Here is a 12,696-nt window from a genome sequence, read left to right on the forward strand (position 1 = left end):
GGGGTTGTCCTTGCTGATCGTGGCGGGCGGGGCGTCGTGCGGGAAGGGACCCATGGCATTCCTCCAAAGCTGGCTTGGCCTGAAAAGGCCATCTCACGCCATCATAGCCCGCAGCCGGCGCATGGTGCTTGCATTCAAACGCTTGAACTGATGATGTCATGCGTGAAGCGTGCATGACAGGAGATAAAACCATGGGTCAGACGCGCATTGACCAGTTCGATCGCAAGATAATGGCGCTGCTGCAGGGCGACGCGCGGCTGACCAACAACGAGCTGTCGGAGCGCGTGAACCTGTCGGCATCGCAATGCTCGCGCCGCCGCCAGCGGCTGGAAGAGGACGGCTACATCAAGGGCTACCGGGCGGTGCTCGACCGCGACAAGCTCGGCTTCTCGTTGGTCAACGTCATCTCAGTGACATTGGCCACCCACAACCGCGACAACGCCAGGCGCTTCGGCGAACTCTTGGCGCGGCTGCCCGAGGTGCAGGAGGCGCACGCGCTGACCGGCGAGATGGATTACATCTTGAAGGTGGTGACGCCCGATCTCAAATCATTGTCCGAGTTCGTCAACGGGGTACTTCTGCCGCACGAATCCGTACAACATGTGAAGACGGCGATAGTGCTGGAGACATTGAAGGAAACCGGCGCGTTGCCGATTTGAGCTTGCAGCGACTAAGCTTTCGACTGCTGGATCAGCCCATACAGATTGGTGCATCGCGCGCCGGAACGGCAATAGGCGAACACCGGGCCGTCGAGCTCCTCGAGGGCCTCGGCCTGGTCTTCGACATTCTCGGCGGTGATCTGGCCGCTGATCACCGGAATGTAGCGAAACGCCAGCCCGGCGGCCTCGACCGCGGCCTTGAGCGTGTCCGCCGAGGGCTGGCCGGGTTGCTCGTCATCCGGCCGGTTGCAGATGACGCTCTTGAACCCGGCTTCCTTGATGGCGGCGACGTCTTCAGGCTGGATCTGGGCCGAGACCGAATAGTCCTCGCTGATCTCACGATATTCCATGGCAATCCTCGCAATCTGGTTTGACAAGAGTCTTGCCACTCCCCGACGCAACCGGCAACTGCCCTGTGGTGGAATCCGGCCGGACTATCGCAGTTTCCGGCCGGATGAACGATGTCGGTCAGCTGCCGAGGATCGCGCCTTTGATCTGGGCGATGTTGTTGTGCATCATGTCGATATAGGTCGCTGCCGGGCCGTCGGGCCGCGAAAGCGCATCCGAATAAAGCGTGCCACCCACCTTGATGCCGGTTTCGCTGGCGATCTGTTCGATCAGGCGCGGGTTGGTAATGTTCTCGACGAAGATCGCCGCGGCCTTGTCCTGCTTCACCTGTTCGACGAGCCTGGCGACGTCGGCGGCTGACGGCTCGGAGTCGGTCGAGATGCCTTGCGGGGCCAGGAACGTCAGGCCGTATTCATGCTCGAAATAGCCAAACGCGTCGTGCGAGGTGATGACAACGCGCTTTGCCTCGGGGATGGACTGGATCGCCGCTTTCACTTCGCCTTCCAGCGCGTCGAGCTTCTTGATGTAGGCGGCGGCGTTGGTCTGGTAGCTGACACAGCCGTCGGAGTCGGCCGCGCAGAATGCCTCTGCGATGTTGTTCACATAGATCCTGGCATTGGCGATCGACTGGAAGGCGTGCGGATCGGTGACCGTCTTGCCGCCGCCGGTGCCAGCACCTTCGGCCGCGTCGGCATCAGCGAATTCCGGCTTGAAATCGATCGGCGTCACGCCCTTGGTCAGAGTGACGATCGAGGCCTTTGTGGCACTGGCATCGACCAGACGCTGCAAAAAGCCTTCGAAATGCAGACCGTTGACCAGCACGATGTCGGCCTTGGCCATGGCCACCGCGTCGGCCGGGCTCGGCTCGTAGACATGGGCGTCGCCATCGGGCCCGACGATGGTGGTCAAATCGATGCGGTTGCCACCGACATTCCTGGCAAAGTCGGCAATGACCGTGAAGCTGGCAACCACTTTCAGCGGTGCGGCGAACGCTGAAGACGCGCCAAAGGTAGTTAATGTTATAACGCTCATCGTCAGGGCGGCAACAATCGATTTCAGCATGGACGAGGGCTCCTTTGAGGGTGGGGATCAGGCCGTTCTGTGACGGTGATGGATGATGCGCGCGCGCAGGATGCCGCGCGTGCCGAACAGGATCGAGGCGAAGTAAACGACGCCCGCGGACAGGATGATGGCCGGGCCTGACGGCAACGACGCGTGATAGGACAAAAGCAGCCCGGCGATGCAGGAGGCAAAGCCGATCAGCACCGCCAGCACGCACATCGGCTCGACGCGGGCCGTCCAGAAGCGGGCAGCCGCCGCCGGCAGCATCATCAGGCCAACCGAAAGAAGTGTGCCGAGCGCCTGGAAGCCGCCGACGAGGTTGAGCACGACGAGGCCGAGGAAGATGAAGTGAACCGGGCTACCCAAGCGGCTGACCGAGCGCAGGAACAGCGGATCGAGGCATTCGGCGACCAGCGCCCGCCAGAAGATGGCGAGGCTGGCCAGTGTCATCACCACGATGCCGCCGATCAGGACCAGGGCCTCGTTGTTGAGCGCCAGGACGGTGCCGAACAGCACATGCATGAGATCCACGCTCGAGCCGCGAATCGACACCATCAGCACGCCGATGGCCAGTGAAATCAGATAGAAGGCGGCCATCGAGGCGTCCTCGCGCTGGATGGTGAAGCGCGACACCGCGCCGGCGCCGAGCGCGACGATGATACCGGCGATCAGGCCGCCGATCGTCATCGGCAGGATCTCCAGCCCGTAGAACAGGAAGCCGGCGGCCGCACCCGGCAGGATGGCATGGGCCATGGCGTCGCCCGACAGGCTCATGCGCCTCAGCATCAGGAAGACGCCGATCGGGCAGGCGCCGAGCGATAGCATCAGCGAGCCGAACAGGGCCCGCTGCATGAAGCCGAAATCGGCGAACGGCGCGATGAAAAGACCGTAGAGCATGTCCATCAGGCGGCCCTCGGACCGGCGCCATGGTGATGGTCGTGATCAGGCCCGTGGGCGTGGTCATGATGCTGATCGTGGACAGGGCCATGAGCGTGCCCGTCCGGCTCGCACCACGGCGCATTCTCTTCCCAGGCTTCGTGGAAGCGGCGCGCGCGCAACAGGTTTTCCGGCTTCAGCGTTTCGCGCGTCTCGCCCCAGGCGACCGGCTGTCGGGCCAAAAGCAGCGTCTCCGGAAAATTCTGGCGCACCAGCTCCAGGTCGTGGACCACCACCATGACGGTGCGTTCCTCGCCATGCCAGCGCTTGATGAGCGCGATCAGGTCGCCGACCGTCTTGGCGTCAACCGCGTTGAATGGTTCGTCGAGCAGGATGAGGTCGGCGTCCTGCAGCAGCACGCGTGCAAACAATGTGCGTTGCAACTGGCCACCCGACAGCGTGTCGATCGGCCGCTTCTCGAAGCCGCCGAGGCCGACCGCCATCAGCGCTTGGCTGACGGACTCGCGGTCCTCTTTTGTATAACGCCCCAGCAGGCCGCGTCTTGGCCAAAGGCCAAGCGAGACCAGGTCAACCACGCGGGCCGGAAACGAGCGGTCTAGTTCCGATTGCTGCGGCAGGTAGGCCGCGCGCACGCCCGGCGCGCGGACAACCTCGCCGGCCATTGGCTTCAGGACACCCACTATTCCCTTCATCAGCGTCGACTTGCCGGAGCCGTTTGCGCCGACCACTGCCGTCAGCGAACCCTTGCGGATCGTGCCTTCAAGGTGATGGATGGCCGGGTGGCTGTTGTAGCCCAGCGTCAGGTCGCGGAAGGTCAAGCAGGTCTGGGTCATGTCATCCCATGCCACGGTAAAATCGGCTGCAAGCAGCAACTCCTTCGCTATGTGATGTTATTACATTAGTCAACCGGGCGAGGAGGCGAGAGCGCAGTTGCCGGGTCAACTTGATGTGTATCTTTGCCATTCGCTGTTGGCACAAGGGGATTTCCCGAGCCGGCCTTGCCCGAAGCGGGGCGTGACTCTAAACAGGCGCCACCGAGAACAGGAAGGAACCCGCATGAGCATTCATCGAATCGATATCGGCCCCCGCATGAGCCAGATCGTCATCCACGGCAACACCGTCTACCTGGCCGGCCAGGTCGGCGAGCCGGGTGGGAATGTCGCCTCGCAGACTCGCGACATCCTGAAGACGATCGATGAATTGCTGGCCAAGGCCGGCACCGACAAGACCAAGATCGTTCAGGCGATCATCTGGCTGGCCGACATGAGCACCTTCGCTGAAATGAACGCGGAATGGGACAAGTGGGTGCCGCAGGGCAACACCCCGGCCCGTGCCACCGGCGAGGCCAAGCTCGCCACGCCGGAATATCTGGTCGAGATCATCATCACCGCGGCGATTTGAGCTTTTGCCCTCCGCTATGGCTCCGGGCGTTCGGCGTTCGAAAAGCCAGATCGTTGGCTTTTCGCCAGCCGTGGCTGGACACGCCTTACCCCTGCGACGGTCTGAACCTTGCCACCAACGTGTGGCTTTCGGCGGCGTAGGTGAAGCGGACATGGGTGACCGGGCGTTCCGCGCCCCAGGTGCGGCGCTCGACCACAAGGCATGGCGCTCCAGGGTCGATGTCGAGCGCCTGCGCCATTCCACTGTCGGCGCCAACCGCGCGGATGCGGTGCTCGGCCTCACTCCACGGCACGCGGCCGATCAGCCACGGGCCGGGCGCGATGTCGAGAAACTCTTCGTCGGCCGCTTCCGGCACGGCGGCGAGGTTGATCAGGCGCTGCTCGTGCGCGAATGGCCGTTCGCCGGCGAAATGCAGGCATTCCAGCGCCAGCACCGGCCCAGGCTCATCAAGTTCGAGCAAGGAGCGGTCCTCGGCATTGCTGCGCCTTTTGTGCCGCGCCACGCGCTCGTAGCGATAGGCCAGGCCCAGTGCCTCGACCTCGATTCGAATGTCATGGATTTCGAGCACCGCGGCCTGTGACCGGGGCCGGCGGACAAAGCTGCCCGAGCGGCGGCGGCGTTCGATCAGCCCGGCCTTGGCCAGCTGCGACAGCGCCTTGTTCACCGTCATGCGCGAGCAATTGTACTGCTCGGTCAGTTCGTGCTCGAACGGAACGCGATAGCCGGGCGCCCAGGTGCCAGACAGGATCTTTTCGCTGATATCGGACAGAATCCGCTGGTGCAGCGAGCCGGCAGCTTCCGGATCGGCAATGCCGGCCACGCTCATGCCGAGAGCGCCATCATCACAGTGCGGAACCGCTTGGCGATGGCTTCGCGCCGTGCGTGCCGGCCGCCGCTGACCTGCTTCTTGCCATGCACCCAGACGCAGTCGACCTTGCTGCCATTGGCGAAGATCCATGCGTCGAGGATCGCGTCGCCCGTTTTGCCCGCCAGCGAGGGGCTATCGGCGTCGAGCGAGACAAGATCGGCGGCCGCGCCGACCGCGATCTGCGAGGAACCGGCGCCAAGCGCGACACTGCCACCATCAAGCGCTCCCTCGAACAGCGCGCGGCCGGACGAGCCGCCGGCGACCGCCAGCACATTGCGGGCACGATGCGCCAGGCGCTGCGAATATTCGAGCTGGCGCAACTCGTCGGGCAGGCCGATCAGCACATTGGAATCCGAGCCGACACCGAAACGGCCGCCGTGCTCCCTGAACAGCCGCGCGGCGAAGGTGCCGTCGCCCAGATTGGCCTCGGTGATCGGACAAAGGCCGGCAATTGCGCCGCTCTTCGCCATGCCGATCGTCTCGGCGTCCGTCATGTGGGTGGCATGGATCAGGCACCAGCGCTGGTCGACATCGGCAGCCCCAAGCAGGAATTCGACCGGACGTGCGCCGGACCAGGCAACACAGTCCTCGACTTCCTTCACCTGTTCGGCAACGTGGATGTGGATTGGCCCGTTCGGCGCCAGGGCAGCAACCTGGGTAAGTTCCTCCGGCGTCACGGCGCGCAGGCTGTGCGGGGCAACACCGACGACGGCTTGATTCAACGCGCGAAGCGATTCGCCAGACTTCTCAACAAGCCGTGAGAACCGACTCACATCGTTGATGAACCGGCGCTGGCCTTCGTTCGGCTCGGCACCGCCGAAGGAGGAGTGCGCGTAGAACACCGGCAGCAGCGTCAGGCCGATACCAGTTTCGCCGGCCGCAGCGGCGATCCGTTCGGCCATCTCGGCGAGATTGGCGTAGGGTTGTCCATCGCGGTCGTGGTGCAGATAGTGAAACTCGCCGACGCGTGAAAAGCCGGCTTCCAGCATCTCGACATAGAGCTGCGCTGCAACCGCCTCGACCTGGTCCGGCGTCATCGACAGTGCGAAGCGATACATCACCTCGCGCCAGCTCCAGAAACTGTCGGCGGAAGGGCCGCGCAGTTCGGCAAGGCCCGCCATGCCGCGCTGGAAGGCGTGGCTGTGCAGATTGGGCATGCCGGGCAACAGGATGGGATGGCGTTCGTCACCGGCCAGCGCGGTGGTTCCGGGCTGCACGTTGGTGATGCGTCCATCGGTGAAGGCGATCCGCACATTGCTGTTCCAGCCATCGGGAAGCAGCGCCTGTTCCGCGAAGATATCGGCCACTTTCCCCTCCGGTTCTCAGTCTGTCGTGCGATGACGCCACTTGCGGTACGCTCTAATATGTATATACATAATCGTCGCCCATTGAAACGGAAAAGATGATGGCCGCAGAGAGCAAAAGCCGGGCAGGGGATATTCGTCTTTGGCGGAATGCGCGTCTGGCGACATTCGCCGAACGATCCGCCGGGCTTGGTGTCGTCGAACATGGAGCGGTGGCCGCGCGCGGCGGGCGCATTGTCTTTGCCGGTGCCGAGTCGGAAATGCCCGGGGCGCTGGCCCAGGGCGAGACGATCGATTGCGAGGGCCGCTGGGTCACGCCCGGCTTGATCGACTGCCACACACATCTGGTCCATGCCGGCAACCGCGCCAACGAGTTCGAGATGCGGCTGGCGGGCGCAACCTATGAAGAGGTCGCCCGGGCCGGCGGCGGCATCGTCTCCTCGGTCAAGTCACTACGCGCCGCCAGCGAAGACGAGTTGGTGACGCAATCGCTGCCGCGCCTGGATGCGCTTATCTCCGAAGGCGTCACCACTTTGGAAGTGAAGTCGGGCTATGGGCTCGACCTCGAAAACGAGAAGAAGTCGCTGCGCGCCGCACGGCGGCTGGGCGATGAGCGGCCGGTGACGGTCCGCACCACCTTCCTCGGCGCCCATGCGCTGCCGCCGGAGGCCGGGGGCGACAAGGACGCTTTCATTGATCTTGTTGCCAAGGAAATTCTCCCGGCGGTCGCCGCCGAAGGACTGGCCGATGCCGTCGACGGCTTTTGCGAAGGCATTGCCTTTTCGCCCGCGCAGATGGCGCGTGTCTTCGACGCCGCCAGGGCTGCCGGCCTGCCGGTCAAGCTTCATGCCGACCAACTGTCGAACCTCCATGGCGCCGAACTTGCCGCCCGCCATGGCGCGCTGTCTGCCGATCACCTTGAATATACCGATGAGGCGGGCGCCGTCGCCATGGCCAGGGCAGGAACCGTCGCCACGATCCTGCCCGGCGCCTACTACTTCATTCGCGAGACCCGCAAGCCGCCGATCGGCCTGTTCCGCCAGCACGGTGTCAAGATGGCCGTCGCCACCGACAACAATCCCGGCACCTCGCCGCTGACCTCGCTGCTTCTCACCATGAACATGGCGGCGACCTTGTTTGGCTTGACGATCGATGAATGCCTTGCCGGCGTCACACGCGAGGCCGCACGCGCGCTCGGCCTGCTGGCGGAAACCGGCACGCTCGAGGCAGGGAAATCCGCCGACCTGGCGATCTGGGACATCGAGCGCCCGGCCGAACTCGTCTACCGCATGGGTTTCAACCCGTTGCATGCCCGCATCTGGAGAGGACAATGACCGAACTGACCCTGAAGCCCGGCAACGCGACGCTGGCCGATTGGCGCGCCATCTATCGCGGCGCCGTGCCCAAGCTGGACGATGCCTGCCGGCCGAAGATCAAGGCAAGCGCCGAGGCAGTCGCGCGGATCGTTGCCAAGGGTGAGCCGGTCTATGGCATCAACACCGGCTTCGGCAAACTGGCCAGCGTCCGCATCCCGGCCGCGGATCTCGAGACCTTGCAGCGCAACATCGTGCTGTCGCACGCCGCCGGCGTCGGCGAGCCGATGCCGGTCGCCGTCTGCAGGCTGATGATGGCGCTGAAGCTTGCCAGCCTGGCGCAGGGCGCGTCCGGCGTTCGGCCGCAAACCATCGATCTGCTGGAGGCCATGCTGGCCAACGACGTCATTCCGGTGGTGCCGGCGCAAGGTTCGGTCGGAGCATCGGGCGATCTGGCACCGCTGTCGCACATGACGGCGGTGATGATCGGCGTCGGCGAATGCTTCACCCCGCATGGCCGTGTTCCGGCCAAGGTCGCCTTTGTCTCGCACGGACTGGAGCCTGTGATCTTGGGCGCCAAGGAAGGGTTGGCCCTGCTAAACGGCACGCAGTTTTCCACCGCCTATGCGCTCGCCGCTCTGTTCGAGGCCGAAGTGCTTTACCAATCGGCCCTGGTCGCGGGAGCCTTGTCAACCGATGCGGCGAAGGGCTCCGACGCTCCGTTCGATCCGCGCATCCATCTGCTGAGAAAGCATCGTGGCCAGATCGAAACGGCGGACGCGCTGCGCGACCTGATGGCGGGCAGCGCCATCCGCGAGTCGCACCGGGTCGGCGATGAGCGCGTGCAGGATCCTTATTGCCTGCGCTGTCAGCCACAGGTCATGGGCGCGGCTCTCACAGTGCTCCGCCAGGCCGCGGATACGCTCGGCACCGAGGCCAACGGCGTCACCGACAATCCGCTGATCTTCGCCGAGGACGACACAGCCCTGTCCGGCGGCAACTTCCACGCCGAACCGGTGGCGTTCGCCGCCGACATGATCGCGCTCGCCGTCTGCGAGATCGGCTCGCTGTCGGAACGGCGCATCGCCATGCTGGTCGATCCGGCGCTGTCCGGCATGCCGGCCTTCCTGACGCCGAAGCCGGGACTGAATTCCGGCTTCATGATCCCGCAGGTGACCGCCGCCGCACTGGTTTCCGAAAACAAGCAGAAAGCCTATCCCGCCAGTGTCGATTCAATCCCGACCTCGGCCAACCAGGAAGACCATGTGTCGATGGCCGCGCACGGCGCCCGCCGGCTGATCGGCATGGTCGAGAACGCAACGGCCGTCATCGGCATCGAATTGCTGGCCGCCGCGCAGGGCTGCGATTTCCACGCCCCTCTGGCATCGAGCGATGCCCTGGAGGCGGTGCGCAAGCTGGTTCGCGCCGAGGTGCCGCGCCTCGACAATGACCGGCATTTCCACCCCGACATGGAAAAGGCGATCGCCATGGTGCGCAGCGGTGCCGCCGTCATGGCAGCCGGCTCGATCGCACTGCCATCGATTTCAGGAGCTGCATCATGACGGGAACACCCTGGCTTACGGTAACGCCCGGCACGGCCCCACTGCTGGTATCGATCCCGCACACCGGCATCGATCTCGCGGGGCTCGAGAACCGGCTGGTGTCTCCCTGGCTCGGCCGCCGAGACTGCGACTGGTGGATCGACAGGCTCTACGATTTCGCGACCGATCTTGGGGCGACGGTGGTGCATACGGCCATCTCGCGCACCGTCATCGACGTGAACCGTGACCCTTCGGGCGCCTCGCTCTATCCGGGGCAGACCACCACCGGTCTATGTCCGACGGAAACCTTCGACGGCGATCCTCTTTACCGCGAAGGCGAAGAACCGGGACCCTCGGAAGTCGACGAGCGCCGCGAGAAATTCTTCGTACCGTACCATGCGGCCCTGCGGGCGGAGATCGCCCGGCTGCGCGGCTTTCACGAAAAGATTGTGGTTTACGACTGCCATTCGATCCGTTCGGTGCTGCCGCGCCTGTTCGAGGGCACGCTGCCGGTGTTCAACCTCGGCACCAATGACGGCAGTAGCGCCGACCCGACCCTGCAGGCGATGGTCGCCCAGATCATGGCCGAAACCGGCGAAAGCCACATCGTCAACGGCCGCTTCAAGGGCGGCTGGATCACGCGCCATTTCGGCCAGCCTCAAGATGGCGTCCATGCGCTGCAGATGGAACTTTCCAACCGCGGCTACATGCGCGAGCCCGAGGGCAAGGGCGAGCCCGACAACTGGCCGGTGCCCTACGATGCAGAATTCGCGGCACCGATCCGCGCTACGCTGCGGAAAATCCTCGAGACCGCGACGTCCTGGGCGCACGGCTGAAATTCGACCCTTTATGGAGTGACGCCATGAACAATCCTCGCCACAACATCCGTGAAGTCCGCAGCCCGCGCGGCACGCAGATCAGCGCTCGCTCCTGGCTGACCGAAGCGCCGCTGCGCATGCTGATGAACAATCTCGACCCCGACGTTGCCGAAAACCCCAATGAGCTGGTCGTTTATGGCGGCATCGGCCGGGCGGCGCGCACCTGGAATGATTTTGACCGCATCGTTGCCTCCTTGAGGACCCTCGCCGATGACGAGACCTTGCTGGTGCAATCAGGCAAGCCGGTCGGCGTCTTCCGCACCCATCCGGATGCGCCGCGCGTGCTGATCGCCAATTCCAATCTGGTGCCGCATTGGGCGACATGGGAGAAGTTCAACGAGCTCGATAAGAAGGGTCTGATGATGTACGGCCAGATGACGGCCGGCTCGTGGATCTACATCGGCACGCAAGGCATCGTCCAAGGCACCTACGAGACCTTCGTCGAGGCCGGCCGCCAGCATTATGGCGGTAACCTCAAGGGAAAATGGATCCTGACCGGCGGTCTCGGCGGCATGGGCGGCGCCCAACCGCTGGCCGCAGTCATGGCCGGCGCTTGTTGTCTGGCCATTGAATGCGATCCCGACCGCATCGATTTCCGCTTGCGCACCCGCTATGTCGACGAGCGTGCCGACACGCTAGACGAGGCGCTGGAGAAGATCGAGCGTTGGACCAGGGCCGGGGAGGCGAAATCGGTCGGCCTTGTCGGCAATACAGCCGACATCGTGCCGGAACTGGTGCGGCGCGGCGTGCGACCCGACATGGTGACGGACCAGACCTCGGCCCATGATCCGCTCAATGGCTATCTGCCCAAGGGATGGTCACTGGCGGAGTGGCGGGAAAAGCGAACGTCCGACCCGAAAGCCGTCGAGAAGGCCGCCCGCGCCTCGATGCGCGAACATGTCGAGGCGATGGTGGCGTTCTGGAATGCCGGCGTGCCTACGCTCGACTATGGCAACAACATCCGCCAGGTGGCCAAGGAGGAGGGGTTCGAGAATGCCTTCGCCTTTCCGGGCTTCGTGCCGGCCTATATCCGCCCGCTGTTTTGCCGCGGCATCGGTCCGTTCCGCTGGGCGGCTCTCTCCGGCGATCCCGAGGATATCTACAAGACCGACGCCAAGGTGCGCGAACTCACGCCCGGCAACACCCACTTGCACAACTGGCTGGACATGGCGCGCGAACGCATTGCCTTCCAGGGCCTGCCGGCGCGCATCTGCTGGGTTGGCCTCGGCGACCGGCATCGGCTCGGGCTCGCCTTCAACGAGATGGTGGCCAAAGGCGAGCTCAAGGCGCCTGTCGTCATCGGCCGCGATCATCTCGACTCCGGCTCGGTCGCGTCGCCCAATCGCGAAACCGAATCGATGAAGGACGGCTCTGACGCAGTATCGGACTGGCCGTTGCTCAATGCGTTGCTCAACACCGCATCGGGCGCCACCTGGGTCTCACTGCATCACGGCGGCGGCGTCGGCATGGGGTTCTCGCAGCATGCCGGCATGGTCATCGTCGCCGACGGCACGCCCGAAGCGGCCAGGCGATTGGAACGGGTGTTGTGGAACGATCCGGCGAGCGGCGTGATGCGCCATGCCGATGCCGGCTACGACATCGCCATCGAGTGCGCCAGGGAGCACCAGCTCAATCTGCCCGGCATTCTCGGCTGAACCGATGCGCATCCTGCGGGCAGAAGACCACCGTTCGATCCCCTGGAAAAACGGCGGCGGTGTCACGACGGAAATCGTCGTCTCGCCCGCCGGCGCCGGACTTGACGATTTCGACTGGCGCGTATCGATGGCGCGCGTCGAAGGCAGTGGCCCGTTCTCGCAATTCTCCGGCATCGATCGCACACTGGCCGTGCTCGAGGGCGAGGGTATCGTCGTCGAAATCGCCGGCCGTGCGCCGATGACGGTGAACCTTGCGACCCCTCCGCTGTCCTTCCCGGCCGACGTGCCGACAGCGGCCACGCTGATTGGCGGGCCGATCACCGACCTCAATGTCATGAGCCGGCGCGGGCGGGTGACGCATTCCGTCGAGCGCCTGACAGTGGCGACGCCAGTGGAAATCAGCACGAAGGCCACAACAACCCTCATCCTGTGCCTGACTGGCGGCGTCATCGTGTCCGGCACCGAACCGATCCGCCTCGGGCCGCTCGACGCGCTTCTGACGGGCCCCGATAGTGGCGGCCTGCTTGTCCAGCCTGCCTGGCAAACGGCTCTGTTCGTAATCCGGATAGGCGACACGCCCGGCGACGATTAACGCTTGTTTCCAAACATGATCGCGATACCTTCGAATTGTAGCGTAAGCTGCTGGCTGAATCACGAAAAGGCCTGAATCCCCTTCGTGATCTGTCTTGACTGGAAGCGGGGCGGTTGTCTTGAGTTTCTTGCGATGGATGACGCCCTGTCGTGGTGCGGAAACAATCTTGCGGCGATTG

The 12,696-nt window shown here is 64.3% G+C and carries 13 protein-coding genes; 7 read left to right on the forward strand and 6 right to left on the reverse strand.

Annotated features, from left to right (window positions below):
- Positions 1-191: 191 nt before the first annotated feature.
- Positions 192-659, forward strand: coding sequence for an Lrp/AsnC family transcriptional regulator (locus WC739_RS00005; RefSeq protein WP_372950944.1), 468 nt, complete (start codon positions 192-194; stop codon positions 657-659).
- Between the two features lie 11 nt (positions 660-670).
- Here WC739_RS00005 and WC739_RS00010 read toward each other — a convergent pair whose 3' ends face one another.
- The 4 genes from WC739_RS00010 to aztA all read right to left on the reverse strand — a co-directional run bounded on the left by WC739_RS00010 (position 671) and on the right by aztA (position 3,799).
- Entirely contained in the window at positions 671-1,009 is a 339-nt protein-coding gene (locus WC739_RS00010) for a TIGR01244 family sulfur transferase (RefSeq protein ID WP_372950945.1), read from the reverse strand.
- 118 nt (positions 1,010-1,127) lie between these two features.
- Positions 1,128-2,069 carry a zinc ABC transporter substrate-binding protein AztC gene (aztC, locus tag WC739_RS00015; RefSeq protein WP_372950946.1) on the reverse strand — a complete coding sequence of 314 codons (942 nt, stop codon included), beginning with the start codon at positions 2,067-2,069 and terminating at the stop codon, positions 1,128-1,130.
- Between the two features lie 27 nt (positions 2,070-2,096).
- Positions 2,097-2,972: a zinc ABC transporter permease AztB gene (gene aztB / locus WC739_RS00020; RefSeq protein WP_372950947.1), complete on the reverse strand. Its 876-nt coding sequence runs from the start codon at positions 2,970-2,972 to the stop codon at positions 2,097-2,099.
- On the reverse strand, positions 2,972-3,799 hold the full coding sequence (aztA, locus tag WC739_RS00025; protein WP_372950948.1) for a zinc ABC transporter ATP-binding protein AztA: 828 nt from the start codon (positions 3,797-3,799) through the stop codon (positions 2,972-2,974). Before aztA ends, aztB begins: the two co-directional genes overlap by 1 nt.
- A gap of 223 nt (positions 3,800-4,022) precedes the next feature.
- Between aztA and WC739_RS00030 the strand changes: the two genes are divergently transcribed.
- Positions 4,023-4,367, forward strand: a complete 345-nt coding sequence (locus WC739_RS00030) for a RidA family protein (RefSeq protein WP_372950949.1) — start codon at positions 4,023-4,025, stop codon at positions 4,365-4,367.
- 85 nt (positions 4,368-4,452) lie between these two features.
- Here the strand turns inward: WC739_RS00030 and hutC are convergent, their stop codons facing one another.
- Positions 4,453-5,193, reverse strand: a complete 741-nt coding sequence (hutC, locus tag WC739_RS00035; protein ID WP_372950950.1) for a histidine utilization repressor — start codon at positions 5,191-5,193, stop codon at positions 4,453-4,455.
- On the reverse strand, positions 5,190-6,542 hold the full coding sequence (locus tag WC739_RS00040) for a formimidoylglutamate deiminase (RefSeq protein WP_372950951.1): 1,353 nt from the start codon (positions 6,540-6,542) through the stop codon (positions 5,190-5,192). Before WC739_RS00040 ends, hutC begins: the two co-directional genes overlap by 4 nt.
- A 98-nt stretch (positions 6,543-6,640) precedes the next feature.
- Here WC739_RS00040 and hutI point away from each other — a divergent pair, with 98 nt between their 5' ends.
- The 5 genes from hutI to WC739_RS00065 are packed head-to-tail and all read left to right on the forward strand — an operon-like array spanning position 6,641 to position 12,518.
- Positions 6,641-7,873, forward strand: a complete 1,233-nt coding sequence (gene hutI / locus WC739_RS00045; RefSeq protein WP_372950952.1) for an imidazolonepropionase — start codon at positions 6,641-6,643, stop codon at positions 7,871-7,873.
- Positions 7,870-9,414, forward strand: coding sequence for a histidine ammonia-lyase (gene hutH, locus WC739_RS00050; protein WP_372950953.1), 1,545 nt, complete (start codon positions 7,870-7,872; stop codon positions 9,412-9,414). Before hutI ends, hutH begins: the two co-directional genes overlap by 4 nt.
- Entirely contained in the window at positions 9,411-10,229 is an 819-nt protein-coding gene (gene hutG / locus WC739_RS00055; RefSeq protein WP_372950954.1) for an N-formylglutamate deformylase, read from the forward strand. Before hutH ends, hutG begins: the two co-directional genes overlap by 4 nt.
- Positions 10,230-10,255: 26 nt before the next feature.
- Entirely contained in the window at positions 10,256-11,926 is a 1,671-nt protein-coding gene (hutU, locus tag WC739_RS00060) for a urocanate hydratase (RefSeq protein ID WP_372950955.1), read from the forward strand.
- Positions 11,927-11,930: 4 nt separating this feature from the next.
- Positions 11,931-12,518 carry a HutD family protein gene (locus WC739_RS00065; protein ID WP_372950956.1) on the forward strand — a complete coding sequence of 196 codons (588 nt, stop codon included), beginning with the start codon at positions 11,931-11,933 and terminating at the stop codon, positions 12,516-12,518.
- Positions 12,519-12,696: the final 178 nt, after the last annotated feature.

This window comes from Mesorhizobium sp. (genome assembly GCF_041661565.1).
Classification (GTDB): domain Bacteria; phylum Pseudomonadota; class Alphaproteobacteria; order Rhizobiales; family Rhizobiaceae; genus Mesorhizobium.